Origin of the sequence: Arenibaculum pallidiluteum, from assembly GCF_017355985.1 — a bacterium.
Taxonomy (GTDB): domain Bacteria; phylum Pseudomonadota; class Alphaproteobacteria; order Azospirillales; family Azospirillaceae; genus Arenibaculum; species Arenibaculum pallidiluteum.
In genome coordinates this window covers 1-16,197 of sequence record NZ_JAFIQU010000008.1, presented here as the reverse complement: position 1 = coordinate 16,197, position 16,197 = coordinate 1, and the positions used below count along the sequence as shown (strand labels likewise).

The window sequence follows — 16,197 nt, the reverse complement described above, 5'->3', positions numbered from 1 at the left end:
CCGACTGGAACAGACGCACGGTCATGACCAAGGACCTCCGTCCCGCGCGGATAGCCCGCCTCGCCGCAGCGCTGTTCGACGCGCCCATGGCGGCGCTTTGTCAGGCCGAGGGGGACGATCTCAGGCTGGAGGCGGCCGTGGGCGCCGACACGCCCTCGATCGAGCGGGGTCTTCTGGCCCTGTGCCGGCGGGGCGCGCGCGACGGGCTGGTGTTCGAGCCGGACCTGCGCCAGGACCCGTCCCGGACGGGCGAGGCGCTGCCGGCGGGGATGGGGCCCGGCTTCCGCTTCGCGGCGGCGGCGGCGCTCCGCGGGCCGGACGGCGAGATCGTCGGCGCCCTCTGCGTCGCCGATCGGCTGCCCCGGTCCGACACCGGCCAGGAGGGCCGGCAGCTTCTTGCGGATTTGGCGGCCCTCGCCGTCGAGGGGGAGGTGGCCGCCGCCGGCGACGGGCTGGCCCAGGAGCGCGCCGCGCGCGAGGCGGCCGAGCGCGATGCCGCCGAGGCCCGCGAGCGGCTGGAGCAGGAGCAGCGCACCCGCTCGCGCTTTCTGTCGGCCGCCAATCATGACCTGCGCCAGCCCTTCCAGGCCCTGCACCTGTTCCTGCACCTGCTGCAGGCCAAGCTGACGGACCCGGCGCAGCGCGAACTCGCCGACCGGATCGAGCAGGCCGTCAGGAACGGCGAGGCCATGCTGACCGGCCTTCTCGACCTCAGCGCCCTCGAGATGGGCCGGACTCGGGTCACGACCTCCCGGATCCGCCTCTCCGAGGTGCTGGAGCGCCTCGTCGAGGAGTTCGAGCCCCAGACCCAGGCCAAGGGCCTGCGCCTGCGCTTCTCCCCGACCGAGCTGGAGGCCGAGACCGACCAGACGCTGCTGGAGCGGATCCTGCGCCACATCCTCGCCAATGCCGTGCGCTACACGATGCAGGGCAGCGTGCTCTTGGGGGTGCGGCGGCGGGCGGGGCATGCGGTCATCGAGGTCTGGGACACCGGGCCGGGGATCGCGCAGACCGACCGCGAGCGGATCTTCGAGCCCTTCGAGCAGGTCGCCTCGGGCGCCAAGGGCGATCAGGGCGGGCGGCTGGGCCTCGGCCTCGCCATCGTCGAGCGGACGGCGAGGCTGCTGAACATCACGGTCGAGCTGTGCTCGGTCCCGGGCCGCGGCTCGGTGTTCCGCATCCGCCGTGCCCCGCGTGGTGTCCGTGCCCGTGCCCGAGCCCCAGAAGCCCGAGGCCGAGGCGGTGGTGGTGATCGAGGACGACCCCGTCCAGCTCATGGCGGTGCGCATGATCCTGGAGGGCTGGGGTCTCAGCGTCGTGGCGGCGCCCAGCCGCGAGCGCGCCCAGGCCGCTCTGCAGCAGGGCGGGCTGAGGCCCGGGCTGGTGCTCTCGGACCTGCGCCTGCGGGGAAGCGAGACCGGGATCGACGCGGTCGCCGCCCTGCGCGAGGTGCTGGAGGCGATTCCCGCCATCCTGATGACGGGCGACACGAGCCCCGAGCAGGTGCGCGCCGCCCAGTCCGCGGGGATCCACCTGCTGCAGAAGCCCTTCGGCCCCGAGCATCTGCGCAGCGCCATCGAGCGCGTGACCGGCTGGACGCTGGCGGGGTGAGCCCTGCCGCGGCGCGTCAGGTCCCTATGAAGCGGCGCTCCTCGCCCTCGAGCGCCAGGCAGGTCAGGTGGCCGGTCGCGTAGGCGCCGGTGTCGATTCCGATGCGGTTGGCGCGAATCACGGGCAGCTCGGCGATCGTGTGGCCGTGGACGACGATCTTGCCGAAATCGTCGTCGCACTTCAGGAACTCGTCCCGGATCCAGAGCAGGTCGTCAGGGCTCTGGCGGGACAGGGGCACGCTGGGTCGCACCCCGGCATGGGCGAAGAAGTAGTCGCCGATCGTCAGGCTCATCCGCGTATGACGCAGGAACGCGGCATGGGCCGGCGGCAGGGCCGATGCGAGTGCCCGGCTCGTCGCTTCCAGCAGGGCGGGATCCGGCCTTTCCGTGGGAGGAATGCGGATGCCATAGCTCGCGAGCGTCTCGCGCCCGCCGAAGCGCAGCCAGTGCTGCCCGCTGGCGGGGTTCTCCAGGAAGTCGAGCATCGCCTGCTCGTGGTTGCCGCGCAGGAACACGGCGCCGAAGCCCGGCAGCGGCGGCCGCAGCAGCAGCTCGATCACCTGGCGGGACCAGTGCCCGCGGTCGACATAGTCGCCGAGATAGACGAGGTAGTTGGCGGGGCCCGGGCGCTCCGCCGCGTCCGTTTCGATCTGGTGCAGCAGCGTCGTCAGCAGGTCCAGGCGGCCGTGGATGTCCCCGACCGCGTAGACGCGCACGCCCCTGGGCACGCTGGCCGCGCGCGCCTCTTCATGCGGCTTCTGCCGATGCAACAGGTTCATGACCACGTCGGCACCCGATTCCGAACCGCTCGCCCGGAGCATGGACCACGGAGCGGAAGTCGCGCAACGGGCCTGCTCCGCCCGGTCCGTTCCCGTCCCGACCCGCAAGGCGCGGGCCATTCGACAATTAATCGCGGGGTGCCGTGCTGTCGAGTGTGAGGGTCATGCCCTCCAGAGGTACCGAAACCCGACGGGTCGCCATACGCGGCCAGTGGTAGGGCTCAGTCTCCCCTTTGCCGCCGGGCGTGAACTCGATGGTCAGGACCCTGCCGCGGGCAAGGTCGGGCATGAGCCTCGCCGTCGCGGCGCAGGCGAGGCCCAGGCCGTGGCTGTCCTTCACGCGGGCAAAGCGCGCCACCAGCTCGTTTCCGGCCGAGGTGACGCGGCCCTGCTTCACCTCGGCATAGAAGCCGCGGAACTCGTCGGGGCCCCAGGCGGGTTCCTGGTCCGCATCGACCGCCCGAGCGAGCCGGGTGAGCTCCGCCTCGGTGTAGAAGGGCAGCCGCGCGCCATCGTCGATGGCGATCCAGGCGGGCCGCTCGGCCGCGACGGGCGCGTCGAACGCCACGTGGAGGGTCACGCAGGACCGGCTGCGCCGCAGGGTCACGGCGACCTCGCCATCCTTGCCGATCGCCGCGTCATAGCGCTGGCGCAGGGTCAGATGGCACTGCCTGTCCCCGCCGTCGCTGCACGAGTGCGTCCAGACGGGCCGGTCGCCGCCGGGCTTCTCCGGCGACGCCGACGCCGCAGCGGGCGCGAGCGCCGCAAGGGCAGTCAGCAGGAGGAGGTAAGGGAACGGACGGAGCATGGAGATCGCCGGACGGTGTCTGCCTCGGTGATCATGGACCACTCGGATTTCGGCTTGGTTAATGGCTGCGCTGCTGCGAATCGGTGTAGGTCCATGTGCCTTTGGAGGAGGCTGCGGCACAATGCGATGCGTGCCAGTTGATTAGGCATGACCGCAATACCCGCCGTTCCGACCGAAGTTCTCGATGCAGCCAAGGAGGCGCGCCTCCGCTACGTGGACGATCGCCGGCCGGGTATCCGGCGTCGCGCGCGCGGAAAGGGCTTCGTCTACGAGATGCAGGACGGCTCGACGGTCCGCGATCCCGCCATCCTCGAAAGGATCGCAGGGCTCGTGATCCCGCCGGCCTGGACGGATGTGTGGATCTGCACCGTGCCCAACGGACACGTCCAGGCGACCGGCCGGGATGCCAAGGGACGCAAGCAGTACCTTTATCATCCGCGCTGGCGCGAGGTGCGCGACTCCCACAAGTTCGAGCGTGTGGTCGGCTTCGTGGACGCCCTGCCGACCCTGCGCACGCAGGTCGAGGCCGACCTGGCACTCCGCGGCCTGCCTCGAGACAAGGTGATCGCGCTGATCATCGAGCTGATGGGGCGGACCTTGATCCGGATCGGGAACCGGCAGTATGCCGTCGCGAACGGCTCCTACGGGCTGACGACACTGCGCGACGAGCATGTCGAGGCCGAGCGGGGACGGCTTGTCTTCGACTTCGTGGGCAAGCACGGGAAGGAGCACCGGATCGAGCTGCGCTCGCCACGCCTCGCCCGGCTGGTCCGGAAGGTCCAGGACCTGCCGGGCCACGAGCTCTTCCAGTTCGTGGACGAGGACGGAAGCCGGCACACCGTCGAATCCGCCGATGTGAACGAGTATCTTCGCCGCGTCACTGGCGAAGAGTACACCGCCAAGGACTTCCGCACCTGGGGCGCGACGGTTGCCGCCGCAGCCGAGCTGTGCGCCCTGCCGCCGGCGGCGCTCAAGACCGAGGCCAAGCGCAACGTCAGCGCGGTCATCAAGAACGTCGCGCGCCGGCTCGGCAATACGCCGGCCCTTTGCCGGAAGGCCTACGTCCATCCGGTCGTGCCGAGCAGCTATCTCGACGGAACGCTGGTGGAGGGACTCGCCACATGCCGCGCGGCGCTGGAGGGCGCTTGCCCGCCGAAGCTCGACCTGGACGAGGCGGCGGTCGCGGCCTATCTCCGATCCGTCCGGTAGGCTTTCCTTTACCCCGCCGACGGTATCAGGCTTCCGACGGATCACGGAAGGCGATGTCCCATGAGACCAGGAACCCGCTTCGTCCTGGGCACTGCGGCAGCGATCGGCGTTGCGGCGCTCGTTCGGCCGGTTCTGGCCCAGGACCAGCCCTCCTCCCGCATCGAGATCGAGCGTCCAGTGCGACGGCAGGTCCCGCCGCCGGAGGGGTGGCAGACCTTGATCCCGCCGCCCGCGCCCAAGGCCCAGCCCGATCCGAGGCTGCTGCTGGCCCCGCGCGACCAGGGCATCCCGATGGTGGGCGATCGCATGGACCGCCAGCAGACCGAGGAGGAACTCGTCAGGACCACGCTGCTCAACCGGTTCGGCGGCCTCGGATTCTCGCAGCTCGGCTCCTTCTCGCGCGAAGGGGAGTTCTACGCGGCCGAGGTGCAGAGGATCGACGGGCGCTGGGTCTGGATCCTGATCGACCCCCGCACCGGCGAGATCACGCCACGGCCCTGAGCCGGCTTCTGCCCCTGGCGATGCCGAGTCTGCCGTCAGTAAAGGCCGAGGACGCCCACGCGGGTGGCGGGACGACGGGCATCCTCGAACTCGGCTTCGTCGAGCCGGGCCTCCGTCGTCATGCAGCCCTGCAGCGCGCCGACGGACAGGCGCGCCCGGGTCAGATCCGCGCCACGCAGGCTGACGACCCAGGTCCGGCCCGTCGGGCGACCCCTGGGGTCGAGGATCTCGGCCGGAGCGAGACGGGCACCCTGAAGGTCCGCGCCGACCAGCCGGGCATAGCCGAAATCCGCTCCAGACAGGTCGGCGCCGCGAAGGATCGCCCCGCTGAGGTCGGCTCCCGAGAGATCCGCCATCACGAGCTTCGCCTGCGCCAGCACCGCCTCGACCAACGAGGCGCCGCGCAGCGTGGCGCCGCTCAGGTCGACGTCGCGCAGGTCGATCCGGTCCAGCCGCTGGCCGTCCAGATCGGCCCGGGCGCCACGGCGCCCATTGCTCTGGATCCAGCGCTCGTGGTCGTGGATGATCCGCTGGATCTCGGAACCCATCGAATCCATCAGGGCCGAGAAGCGCGCGCCCTGGATGTCGGCAGGCGAAAGATCACAGCCTTCCAGGATCGCGCCCACCAGTTCGGCATCCCTGAGGATGGCGCCCCCCAGCCGAGTCTCGGCCAGCCGCGCGCCGAACAGGCGGGCTCCTGTCAGGTTCGCCCGCGACAGGTCGGCGCCGGTCAGGTCGGCGTTCTGCAGGTCGCAGCCGCGCAGGTCGGCGCCGGTCAGGTCCGCGCCGCGCAGCACCGTCTCCATCAGGTCGGTGCGTTCGGCCGCGCCGCCATGGCGCGCGCGCGGCGGAGGGCTCAGATCCGCGGCCCGGAGCTTCGCGTCGGTGCAATCGGCGCCCCGCATGCGCGCCCCGCGCATCAGGCTGCGCGAGAGGTCCGCCCCGCCCAGGCGGGAGCGTCGCAGGTCCGCACCGGACAGGTCGGCACCTTCCAGCCGGGCATCATCCAGCCGCGCCCGCGACAGCTTCGCCCCGGCCAGGCGTGCTCCGCGCAGATCTGCCCTCGACAGGTTGATGCCCTCGAGCTCCGCACGGCTGAGCTCCGCGCGCATGCCGTCGGCCGCGCCAGCGACCCAGCGGGCGTGGCGTTCAAGGATGTCATCGACCCAGGATGGACGCACCATGGCTACCTCTTTCGGTCGGATGATCGGTAAGAGTCATTACGAACCCTTAAAAGAAGCTGCAGCATGATCCGCAACGGCATGTTGACGGCACGTTGCGGTGCGGCAACGGCACGGGACATTTTTGGCGCGTGCCTTGGCTTCGGCAGGAATCGAGGCTAAGACCGGACGAAATGCGTAAGGACGATCGATGAAGCGCGTGCTGACGGTGGTGCTCGCCGGCCTGGCGATCGGAACCCAATTTTCCGCGGCGGCGTCGGTGGCGGCGCCGACTCCGGCGGTCGCCGGCGCGGCGGTGCGGCCGGCCGCGGTCGCGGATGGCGCGCTCGCGGGGCGCCTTGCAGCGCCGGGACCGCTAGCGGTCGAGGGGCGGGCCCTCGCCCATGGCGATTCGGTCCGCCGCTTCTACACCGAGCGCAAGGGGCAGGCGGCCTGGACCGGGCCTTCGGGCCTGACGGCGCAGGGCGCTGCCGTGGTCGCGGCCCTGCAGGATGCCGCAGCCGAGGGGCTGGACCCCGCCGACTACCTGCCTGCATCCATCAAAGCGCGGCTGGTCCCCGCCACGGCCGAGCGACGCGTCGAGCTGGAACTGCTGATCTCCGACGCGCTGATGTCCTATGCGGTCCATCTGCGGTCCGGCCGGCTGGACCCCGCCGGCCTGGACGAAGCCTTCGCCGTGGCGCCGGTCGCGCTCGACCCCGTGGCGGCCGCCCAGGCGATCGCGACCGCGCCAGACGCCACGGCCAAGCTGGCGGCGCTGGCCCCGCCACACCTCGACTACGCGGCCCTCAGAAAGGCGCTGGCGGTCTATCGCGAGGCCGTCGCCGCCGGCCGCGGCTGGCCGGCGGCCGGCCCCGGGCCGATCCTGAAGCCCGGCATGCAGGACGCCTCGGTGCCCGCGCTGCGCCGGCGCCTCGCCTCCACGGGGGAGTTCGCCGGCGCAGATCTCGACTCCGACATCTACGACGAGGAGCTGGAAGCGGCGGTGAAGCTGTTCCAGGCCCGGACCGGCCTCGGCGACGACGGTGTCGTGGGCGTGCGCACGCGCGCACAGCTCAACGTCTCGCTGGAGCGGCGGATCCAGCAGATCGTCGTGAACATGGAGCGGCTGCGCTGGCTTCCCGACCGTCTCGGCGACCGGCACGTGATCGTCAACCAGCCGGACTATTCCCTGAAGGCGGTCGAGGGTGGCGCCGTCAAGCTGCAGATGCCGGTGATCGTCGGATCCGCCGTGCGCCAGACCCCGATCCTGGCGAGCCGGATCGGGCATCTCGTGTTCAATCCCACCTGGACGGTGCCTGAGACCATCGCCCGCGAGGACATCCTGCCCAAGGCGATCAAGGATCCCGGTTTCTTCATCCGCGAGAACATCACGATCCGCGAAGGCTGGGGCGAGGACGCGATGGTCGTGAACCCCTACGACGTCGATTGGAAGCGCGTCGGCAAGGGCATCACGCGCTACCGGCTGCGCCAGGAGGCCGGGCCGACGAACCCGCTGGGCACGGTCAAGTTCATGTTCCCCAACGCGTTCGACGTCTATCTCCACGACACCCCGCAGCGCGGGAAGTTCACCCGGGACGTCCGTACCCTGTCCTCGGGCTGCGTGCGCGTGGGCGATCCCGATGCGCTGACGGCCTTCCTGTTCTCCGGGATGGCCGACTGGCCCGCCGAGAGGATCCAGCAGGTGCGTGACGCCGGACAGACCCGCACGGTCTATCTGCGGCGTCCGGTCCCGGTCTACCTGACCTATCAGACCGTGGTCCCGGACCCCGAGAGCGGCGTGCAGTTCCGCCCAGACATCTATGACCGCGACCAGCTGATGATCCAGGCTCTGGCGAAGCGGCACGCGGGATCCCTGAAGGTGGCCGCCGTCCCGGCCACGACTCCGGCCATGGTCCCGGCAGCGACACCCGCCAAGGCCACGAGCCCCTGACCGCGGGCCGGGGCCCACGAAGCCCCGGCTCGCCCGTCCCGCAAGGGCACCCCGAACGGGCGGGAATGCTGGTTCTGCCTCTATCGTGAGCACATCGGCAGTCACACCTATCAACCTTTGCTTAACACGCCCCCGTTAAATACTTTGGGCAGCAGTTGGGTCGAAATCGGGCAGAACCGGGGCTAACTCCGGCTCCGATCCCAACGAGGAACCGAAGCTGCGGGGGCTTCATGGACCAGGATCGTGCCGGAGATGCGCCGGCGATCGGGCGCAGGCGTCTTCTGATGCTGGGGGCTGCGGCCCTTGCGACGGCGGCCACGCTTCCCGCGGGCGAAGCCGAAGCGGCCGCCCGAACGCTTCCGCCGCGGCGGCTGTCCTTCCTGAACCTGCATACGGGCGAGCGGCTTTCGGCGGAGTACTGGTCCCGGGGCAGCTACCAGAAGGATGCGCTCCGGGCGATCGAGCGGCTCCTGCGCGATCACCGCAACGACCAGGTCCATCCCATCGACCCGCGGCTGCTGGATCTCGTGCACGGCCTCTATGCCAAGATCGGGCGCCGCGATCCCCTGCATGTGATCTCCGGCTATCGCTCGCCCGCGACCAACGCGATGCTGCACGAGACCACCGACGGCGTCGCCAACTTCAGCTATCACATGCGCGGGATGGCGATCGACATCCGCATGCCCGGCGTGGACACGCGGCGGATCTATCGCTCCGCGCTCGCGATGCGCCGCGGCGGCGTCGGCTTCTATCCCCGCAGCAACTTCGTCCATGTCGACGTGGGCCCGGTCCGCACCTGGTAACTGTCCGCCGATCGACAGGATCGTGTGAAGCGGCACCGGCTTCGGTGAACTGGGAATGGTTTGAGGTTCGAGGCGGACCCGAGACCGCTCCCGGCTGACGCGGGCTGGCGCAGGCAGAACGCGGTCAGGATGCGGTCAGGACGTGGGCGGCCGAGACCGCCGCCGCGGCGCGGGCGGCAAGAGGCTGGATCTCCCCGGCGAAGGCCATGTCGCTGGCGCCGCAATGTTGGAGAACCACGTCGGGACGGCCCGCCACCGTCTCTTCGTGCGCCCAATCGCGCCGCCATTCGCCGACCACGGCCATCCAGGTGATCGGCCGGCGCCGGCCGTGGCCAAGCGGCGCGCGGGAGCAAGTTCACGGGGGTCGGCGCTCTGCGGCGTCGCGGAACCCGGTGTCACACCGTCACTTCAGTGACCAGAGGCCACCGGAAAGGCGCGGACGTGCCCCGCCTGGAAGTCTTCTTCCCTAAACTCGTCTGCTGCCCCGAGGCCGAGCCTCGCCGGCAGACCCGCGCGGATCACCCCGCGCGGGTCCGCGCTCAGGCGGTGGCGCGCGTCACCACGGCGCCGCGGCCATCGCCTTGACGCTCTCGGGGAAGGGGCATTCCTTCCGGACCGCGGGCATGTACTTGCTGATGAGCTGGATCGCCTCGGGCGAAGGGCCCTTGAGCTGGTTCATGGTCGAGGTGACGGCGCGATGCTCGTCCGCCGTCATGTTCTTGGCCCAGCTCGCATTCATGCACTGGCACAGGTTCCAGGCGTCCGCCGCCTGACGGTCGTCGGCGGGGCGGCGCTGGAACATCTCGTAGCACTGGACGGGCGTGGGGATCACGCCTCCGGCGGTCTGGGCCTGAGCGGCGCCCGCAAGGACGAGCACGGAGAGGACGGGAACGGACGCGAGAAGGCGCATGATGGTGAAACTCCCTTTGGGCCGTCTCGAATCGTGGCTGCCGCGGAAGCGGCCCGTCCATTGCCCGAAGGTGCATGAAGAGATCCGCGGCCTTCGTCCACGACTCCACCCTGCGGCAGCCCTTCCAGGGACATTGCCGACAAGCTGATATATTAGTATATCATCCGTGGCCGGCTGGAACGGGGTGCCACTCCATGGTCGGCTGTCCCGTTGCCGACCTCGCCGGATCCCGGAGCGCGCCGCATGTCCTCGGATGGTCGTCCCTCGTCCAGTGCCGGCCCGATGCCGGCACCGACGGTCGTGGATTTCTCCGCGCGCCGCCAGGAGGCGCTCCTGCGCGAGGCCGCGTTCCTGGCGGCCGACCTCGTCAACGAGATCGCGGTGGCGCAGGCGGGTATCGCGGCGGCCCGGACCGCCGCCCAGGCGCTGCGCGAGCGGATCGCAGCGCTGCCGCATTCCGATGCCGAGCACGAGGATCTCGAACGTCTGTGCCGCCACGCTCTCCAGCGCGGCGACCTGGCGGGGCTAAAGGCGCTGCGCGAGGCCGTGTCGCGCCGCTTCCTCGGCGAGGCGGGCCCGGCGCCCGCCGGGCTGCGCTCGTCCGGCGGCCCGGCGGAGATGAAGTCGCCGCTTTTCGCGGGCTATGAGGAAGGACGCCCCGACGACGGCAGCCGCTCGGTCTGAGGCGCCTTTGGCGCCGGCTCTTCCTGGCGCCGTGTCCCGGTGCTGCTCAGCCGCGGCTTAGTCGCCGGGCGTGGGGGCGTGCTCCGGAACGATCCCGCCCTCCTTCAGGCGCCGCCAGAACTCGCCCGGGATCCGCTGCCGCATCAGCTCCGCATTCAGGCGGACCTTCTCGGCGCTCTTCGCACCGGGGATCACCGATGCGACGACCGGATGGGCGGCACAGAACTGCAGTGCCGCCGCACGCATGTCGACCTCGTAGTCCCGGCACAGCGCCGCGATGCGGTCCCGCGCCGCGACCTTCTCGGGCTGGGCGGGCGCGTAGTCGAAGCTGGTCCCGCCGGCCAGCAGGCCCGAGTTGTAGGGTCCGCCGATCACCACGCTGACGCCGCGCTCCGCGCAGGCCGGGAACAGCTCGTCGAGCGCCGAGAAGTCCAGGAGGCTGTACCGTCCGGCGAGCAGGAAGACGTCGGGATCGGCCATGCGCAGGGCCCTGAGGCAAGGCTCCGTCAGGTTCACGCCGAGGCCCCAGGCGCGGATGACGCCCTCCTCGCGCAACCGCGTGAGGGCGGCCGCCGCGCCGCCCATGGCGGTCTCGAACATGTCGGTCCACAGGGCGCCGTGATGGTCCTCGGCGATGTCGTGGATGAAGGCGATGTCGATGCGGGCGAGGCCGAGGCGCTGCAGGCTGTCTTCGATCGAGCGCCGCGCGCCGTCGGCGGAGTAGTCGTAGACCGGGCGGAACGGCATGCCGCTCTTCACGAAGGGCGGGTTCTCCGGCTGGCTCTCGTCCGGCAAGAGAAGCCGCCCGACCTTGGTCGACAGCACGAAGTCGTCGCGCTCGCGGGCGCGCAGCGCCTGGCCGAAGCGATGCTCGGACAGCCCGCTGCCGTAATGGGGGGCGGTGTCGAAGTAGCGCACACCGCTGTCCCATGCGGCGGCCAGGGCGCCCTGCGCGGTCTCCTCGTCGACAGGCGCGAACATGTTGCCGAGCGGGGCGCCTCCGAAGCCCAGAGGTCCTGGCGGGCGGAAGCGCGGCTTTGCGTCGGCCATCGGGCTCTCCTGCATCGTGGGGGCTTCGCCGCATGGCGGCGCGATGCATGCTTCAACGCGGCGGCCGGCGCGACGTTTCGTGGACCATCCGGGAATCTGCCGGCATGGCAGGCAGTCACCCGGGGCCATGGATGCCCCGGGCGTCGCGTCCCCGCGGTCGAGGGAAGGTCCGCCGAAGGGCGTGGGGGCCCTCCGCCTAATGCGCCATCAGGACCGGCAGCGTGGTGGTCTTCAGGATGTCCCGCGTCACGCCGCCGAATGCCATCTCGCGCAGGCGGGAATGGCCGTACCCGCCCATGACCAGGAGATCGGCGCCCTCGTCGGCTGAGAAGTTCAGCAGCACGTCGCTGATGGCGAGCTCGCGGCTCTCGGTCCGGCTCACCGTCACCTCGATCCCGTGGCGGGCAAGATGCCGGGCGATATCCGCGCCGGGCAGCGCGCCGACGGCCTCGGCATCGGGGTTGACCACCAGGATCGTGACCTTGCGCGCGGCGGCCAGGAATGGAAAGGCGTCGTTGACGGCCCGCGCTGCCTCGGCGCTGCCGTCCCAGGCGACCAGCACGCGCTCTCCGATGCTCGGATACTCGCCGAAGCGCGGGATCACCAGGACAGGGCGCCCGCTGCCGAAGAGAAGGTCCTCCGGCCGGGGGCCGTTCATCTGGATGTAGCCGTCCTGCGGCGCCTGACAGACCACGGCGAGGTCGGCGCGGCGCGCCGAACGGCGGGCCCCAATCGCGGGCTCGCCGATCTCGGAGCGCCACTCGGAGCGCGCCTGGATGCCGGCCTCGGCGATGCAGGCCTCGAAGACGGTCTTCACCTCGTCGACGGCCTCTGCGCGCCTCTGGCGCAGCGCGTCCTGGATCAGCTCGCCTCCCTGGCCCGCGACGGGGGCCACGGGCGGGGCGACGAAAAGCCCCGTGACGTGGGCGTCGTGACGGCGCGCGAGCTGCGCCGCGGCCCGCGGCACGGAGGCGGGAACACCGCTTCCGACGAGCAGGAGAATATCTCGAAGCTGCATTTCCGCCTCCCCTGTGATCGGCGGCGCTCCCGCCGCACGTACGCCGAAGAATGCGCCCGGCGGGGCCAGCCGTGATTGATCGAGGTCAACCGCGCCGCATCCGCGCATCGGCCGGGCCGGGCCGGGCCGGGGCGGGGCGGGCGGGGCAGGGGGCAGGCGTGCCGAGCTGCCGGCGACGCCGTGGCTTCGCGGCCTTCGACCCCTGGTCGAAGGAAGCCGGAACTCCTACCTAGCAAAGGGGCGCGACCTTGGGCGGCCCTTCCAGGGAGGCTTCCGATGCGTTCACCGGACGACTGGCAGATCCCGCCGGAGTTCCAGCCCGATCCGAAGGCGCTGGGCTACGATCTCGACCACGCCCTCGCATCCGTGGTTTCGCTGCGCGCGCGGGTGCCGGGCGACGCCTTCACGGCCGAGGTCCTGGGGACGGAGCGCTCCGGCCAGGGCGTGGTGATCCGCGCCGACGGGCTCGTGCTGACAATCGGCTACCTGATCACCGAAGCGGAGGAGGTCTGGCTCACGAACCGGGACGGGCGGGTCGTGCCGGGCCATGCGCTGGCTTACGACTATGGCAGCGGCTTCGGCCTCGTGCAGGCCCTTGCGCCGCTTGGGGCCCCGGCCATGCCGCTGGGGGACTCCCGGCGCGCGGCACTCGGCGATTCGGTGGTCATCGGCGGGGCCGGCGGGCGCAGCCGCTCGCTGTCGGCCCGCATCGTGGCCCGGCAGGAGTTCGCGGGTTACTGGGAATACCTGATCGAGGATGCGATCTTCACCGCGCCGTCCCATCCCAACTGGGGCGGAACCGCGCTGATCGGCTCGCGCGGCGAGCTGCTGGGCATCGGGTCGCTGCAGCTCCAGCATCAGGCGCCCGGTGGGCGCGTCGTTCCTCTGAACATGAGCGTTCCCATCGACCTGCTGAAGCCGATCCTGGACGATCTTCTGACCCGCGGCCGCGCGGCCGGACCCTCGCGGCCCTGGCTTGGGCTGTACGCCATGGAGGACGAAGGCAACCGGGTCATCGTCGTCGGCCTGGCCGGTGACGGTCCTGCCAAGCGCGCCGAGCTGCGTGCCCGCGACGTCGTGCGCGCGGTCGCTGGAAAGCCCGTCGGGACGCTCGCCGGGTTCTACCAGGCGCTTTGGGCCGTCGGCCCTGCGGGGATCGACATCCCTCTGACCCTGGAGCGCGACGGGGATGTCTTCGACGTCCGGGTCGGCTCGGCGGACCGGGACGCCTTCTTGAAGCCGGCCCGCCTGCATTGAGGACGGCGGACCGGACGGAGCGCCGTCCGGTCCGCCGCCGTCTCCGGCAGCATTGCCGCGGTCACCTGCCGCGGCCGGTCTTCTCCTGGAGCGCGTCGATGCGCTTGGAGGCGTCGGCCTTTGTCAGGCCTTCTTCGAAGCGCTCTCCGGCCTCCTCGCTCAGGGTCTTCAGGTACGAGGCCTGGGCGCCGGTCATCGGCTCGTCACCGGTTGTCCAGTCCTCGGGATCCTTCTCGAGGTTGGAATCCTTCGCATAGGATTCGTCGACCTTCTGCCTCGTCATTCCGGACTCCATTGTTCTTGGTCCGTTCTCATCAACCATCTGTGCGGGAGTTGGTTCCCCAAGGGTGCCTATGGGGCGGGCACGGCTTCCGCGGCGTCGGCGCCGAGCTCCAGGCCGGTGCCGCCGACGAGATGGACGACGACGGAGCCGAACCATCCTTCCAACTCGGCGCGGACCGGCAGGGGCAGGCCGCCGGGTCCGATTGGCGCGAGCCACAGCGTCATGGGACGCCGATCCGCCTGGTTCGCGCTCGAAGCCGACCGGCCGCGCCAGAAGCCCGCGAGCATGCGCTGGTCCAGGGAGCAGCGGATGGCCGGGCCGGAATAGATGCCGTAGCTGGTGGCGGTGAGCGCCGCCGTTCCCGTGTCGCTGGCCACGAGGTCGTAGCGCGCAAGCCCGTCGAAGATGCGTTCCGTGCCGCCACAGCGCCCATCCCGAAAGGCCGCGAGCACCGTCGATAGCCCCGCGCTCAAGGGATCCACGGTCCCGGGCTTCACGGCGTCCGGCACGGGATCCCGATCCTGCCTGGCCGCGGGAGGCTCGACCGCCTCCGCCACTCCGCCATTGCCGTACTCCACGGTGACCGTGCGCGCGCTGCCGCGGAACGTCCGGTCCGAGCGGTATCGTTCCGGGCGGGCCCCGGACGGCACCAGCGTCCCTTCGGCGCGCGAGCGCCCCCGGAACGATGCCAGCCAGTCGGCCAGGCCGCGCGACGCCGCCTCTCCCTCGAGCTCGTAGCGTCCCTCGTGCAGCCGCGCGACGATGCCCGCGTCGAAGGCGTGAAGGCCGCCGACATGGATCGCATAGCGCAGCGCCACGTCGCTGGGGGACGGCGCGGCCTCGGCCCGGGGCCACGCGGACGGGGCGGCCAGCAGAAGCACCAGCGCGGGGAGCAGGCGGACGTGCATCGGGCGGCTCTCCTGGTCGCGGGCATCGCGGCCGGGCGCAGGATGCGCCACGGCGCGCCGTGCCGGGTTCCGGCGCATGGCCGTTGAGATGGGGTGCCGGATGGAGCTTGCCAGGGGCGCTGCCTGAAGGTCCAGGGCGCGAAGGTCCGGACAGGGTGCCGCCCGGCGCCATGGATCTCCGCCCGCGCCCGCGCGTTCTGCTGCTGGGGACGCCGCTCGGGGAGCCGCCGCGGCGCCGCCCGCAGGAGGCGTGCCTGTGGACGATCACCCCGGCCGCGGAGCCCGGCAGCACCGCGCGTGGAGCCTGCTTGCCGCCGGATGGTCCCTGCTGGCGCCGGTGGCGATCCTGGCGGTCGTCCTGGTGGTTCTGGGGCCCGCCATGTTCCGGACCGCGGGGGCCGAGGCGGACGACCGCCGTCCGCTCGGGCCCGGCGACAGGGCACTGTTCGGGCCCGTGGCGCTCGTCCTGCCGGACCGGCCAGCCGCGGACGAGGCGGGGGGTGCCCTGGGAACCGGGACCTTCGTATCGCCCTGCCACGTCCTCACTGCCTATCACCTGGCCTTCGAGCCCGACGGGATCGCCGACGACAGCCGTACCTACCGCGTGCGAGCCACCGTCGCCGGCCTTCAGGCCCGGGGCCGGCCGGTGACCTGGGGGCGGCCGCGGGACTGGGCGCTCCTGGAGGTCAGGCCCTGCATCGGCTGGCGCACGGGCTGGTATGCGATGGCGGCGCTCAACACCGGCCGCGCGTCCCGTCAAGGCATGGACGTCGCCCTGGCGGGCTATCCCGCCGACAAGGGCGGCGAGGCCGCCTGGCTGGACCCCGCCTGCAGGATCCTGGGCACGGCGGATTTCGGCATGTCCTGGGTGCACGACTGCATGACCGCCCCGGGGAACTCGGGCGGGCCGCTCCTGCGGCTGGATGGTTCCGGCGAGCCTTGCCTGATCGGGATGGTGACCGGCTTCGCGCCGCGCGACGGCCAGCGGTCGCCGCCGGATCTCGCCCCGGGCGGCGTCGCGGTCGCCGCGGCCCAGTTCATCAGCGACGTGCTGCCCTACGTGGCGGACGCCGCGGTGCCGGGGCAGGGCAGGCTTCCGGCGAAGCCTGCGGGGTTGCGCGGGCGCGGCTGTGCGCCGGTCTCCCTGGCGCTCGGCCCCTGAGCGGCGTATCCCCGCTCACGATCCCGTGTACTGCGCGGCATGGGCCTGAGCGAGGCGGATCATCTGGACCTTGCGCAGGGCGATCTCGGCACGCAGGCGGA

At 71.4% G+C, this 16,197-nt stretch carries 17 protein-coding genes and 1 pseudogene; 9 read left to right on the top strand and 9 right to left on the bottom strand.

Going from position 1 to position 16,197, the window contains the following annotated elements; all coding sequences use genetic code 11:
• Positions 1–23: 23 nt before the first annotated feature.
• Both JUB13_RS16970 and JUB13_RS32225 read left to right on the top strand, forming a co-directional pair.
• A pseudogene (locus JUB13_RS16970) lies at positions 24–1,172 on the top strand (sensor histidine kinase); the annotation flags it as partial.
• Between the two features lie 103 nt (positions 1,173–1,275).
• On the top strand, positions 1,276–1,611 hold the full coding sequence (locus JUB13_RS32225) for a response regulator (RefSeq protein ID WP_407928156.1): 336 nt from the start codon (positions 1,276–1,278) through the stop codon (positions 1,609–1,611).
• Between the two features lie 16 nt (positions 1,612–1,627).
• On the opposite strand, the gene JUB13_RS16965 is transcribed toward JUB13_RS32225, so the two are convergent.
• Positions 1,628–2,389 carry a metallophosphoesterase family protein gene (locus JUB13_RS16965; RefSeq protein ID WP_207481081.1) on the bottom strand — a complete coding sequence of 254 codons (762 nt, stop codon included), beginning with the start codon at positions 2,387–2,389 and terminating at the stop codon, positions 1,628–1,630.
• A 127-nt stretch (positions 2,390–2,516) separates the two neighbouring features.
• Positions 2,517–3,197 (bottom strand): hypothetical protein, encoded by a 681-nt coding sequence (locus tag JUB13_RS16960; RefSeq protein WP_207481079.1) that lies wholly within the window; start codon positions 3,195–3,197, stop codon positions 2,517–2,519.
• Positions 3,198–3,344: 147 nt separating this feature from the next.
• On the opposite strand from JUB13_RS16960, the gene JUB13_RS16955 reads away from it, so the two are divergent.
• Positions 3,345–4,406, top strand: coding sequence for a DNA topoisomerase IB (locus tag JUB13_RS16955; protein WP_207481077.1), 1,062 nt, complete (start codon positions 3,345–3,347; stop codon positions 4,404–4,406).
• Between the two features lie 60 nt (positions 4,407–4,466).
• Positions 4,467–4,907: a hypothetical protein gene (locus JUB13_RS16950; RefSeq protein WP_207481075.1), complete on the top strand. Its 441-nt coding sequence runs from the start codon at positions 4,467–4,469 to the stop codon at positions 4,905–4,907.
• A 35-nt stretch (positions 4,908–4,942) separates the two neighbouring features.
• Here the strand turns inward: JUB13_RS16950 and JUB13_RS16945 are convergent, their stop codons facing one another.
• Entirely contained in the window at positions 4,943–6,091 is a 1,149-nt protein-coding gene (locus tag JUB13_RS16945) for a pentapeptide repeat-containing protein (protein ID WP_207481073.1), read from the bottom strand.
• Between the two features lie 187 nt (positions 6,092–6,278).
• Here JUB13_RS16945 and JUB13_RS16940 point away from each other — a divergent pair, with 187 nt between their 5' ends.
• On the top strand, positions 6,279–8,021 hold the full coding sequence (locus JUB13_RS16940) for a L,D-transpeptidase family protein (protein ID WP_207481071.1): 1,743 nt from the start codon (positions 6,279–6,281) through the stop codon (positions 8,019–8,021).
• A gap of 230 nt (positions 8,022–8,251) precedes the next feature.
• A complete protein-coding gene (locus tag JUB13_RS16935) occupies positions 8,252–8,824 on the top strand; it encodes a DUF882 domain-containing protein (protein WP_207481069.1) in 573 nt (190 codons plus the stop codon).
• A 124-nt stretch (positions 8,825–8,948) separates the two neighbouring features.
• On the opposite strand, the gene JUB13_RS16930 is transcribed toward JUB13_RS16935, so the two are convergent.
• Both JUB13_RS16930 and JUB13_RS16925 read right to left on the bottom strand, forming a co-directional pair.
• A complete protein-coding gene (locus JUB13_RS16930; protein ID WP_207481067.1) occupies positions 8,949–9,128 on the bottom strand; it encodes a hypothetical protein in 180 nt (59 codons plus the stop codon).
• 252 nt (positions 9,129–9,380) lie between these two features.
• Positions 9,381–9,734, bottom strand: coding sequence for a hypothetical protein (locus JUB13_RS16925; RefSeq protein ID WP_207481065.1), 354 nt, complete (start codon positions 9,732–9,734; stop codon positions 9,381–9,383).
• A gap of 243 nt (positions 9,735–9,977) precedes the next feature.
• On the opposite strand from JUB13_RS16925, the gene JUB13_RS16920 reads away from it, so the two are divergent.
• Positions 9,978–10,418: a hypothetical protein gene (locus JUB13_RS16920; RefSeq protein ID WP_207481063.1), complete on the top strand. Its 441-nt coding sequence runs from the start codon at positions 9,978–9,980 to the stop codon at positions 10,416–10,418.
• A gap of 57 nt (positions 10,419–10,475) precedes the next feature.
• On the opposite strand, the gene JUB13_RS16915 is transcribed toward JUB13_RS16920, so the two are convergent.
• Entirely contained in the window at positions 10,476–11,468 is a 993-nt protein-coding gene (locus JUB13_RS16915; RefSeq protein WP_207481061.1) for an aldo/keto reductase, read from the bottom strand.
• A 196-nt stretch (positions 11,469–11,664) separates the two neighbouring features.
• Positions 11,665–12,486 carry a universal stress protein gene (locus JUB13_RS16910; RefSeq protein WP_207481059.1) on the bottom strand — a complete coding sequence of 274 codons (822 nt, stop codon included), beginning with the start codon at positions 12,484–12,486 and terminating at the stop codon, positions 11,665–11,667.
• A 276-nt stretch (positions 12,487–12,762) separates the two neighbouring features.
• Here JUB13_RS16910 and JUB13_RS16905 point away from each other — a divergent pair, with 276 nt between their 5' ends.
• Positions 12,763–13,743 carry a S1C family serine protease gene (locus JUB13_RS16905; RefSeq protein ID WP_207481058.1) on the top strand — a complete coding sequence of 327 codons (981 nt, stop codon included), beginning with the start codon at positions 12,763–12,765 and terminating at the stop codon, positions 13,741–13,743.
• Between the two features lie 61 nt (positions 13,744–13,804).
• Here the strand turns inward: JUB13_RS16905 and JUB13_RS16900 are convergent, their stop codons facing one another.
• Positions 13,805–14,026 carry a DUF3072 domain-containing protein gene (locus JUB13_RS16900; protein ID WP_236025015.1) on the bottom strand — a complete coding sequence of 74 codons (222 nt, stop codon included), beginning with the start codon at positions 14,024–14,026 and terminating at the stop codon, positions 13,805–13,807.
• 68 nt (positions 14,027–14,094) lie between these two features.
• Positions 14,095–14,934 carry a DUF3108 domain-containing protein gene (locus JUB13_RS16895; RefSeq protein WP_207481053.1) on the bottom strand — a complete coding sequence of 280 codons (840 nt, stop codon included), beginning with the start codon at positions 14,932–14,934 and terminating at the stop codon, positions 14,095–14,097.
• 256 nt (positions 14,935–15,190) lie between these two features.
• Here JUB13_RS16895 and JUB13_RS16890 point away from each other — a divergent pair, with 256 nt between their 5' ends.
• The gene (locus JUB13_RS16890; protein ID WP_207481050.1) at positions 15,191–16,096 is read left to right on the top strand and encodes a trypsin-like serine peptidase; all 906 of its coding nucleotides are present in this window, start codon (positions 15,191–15,193) and stop codon (positions 16,094–16,096) included.
• Positions 16,097–16,197 lie beyond the last annotated feature (101 nt).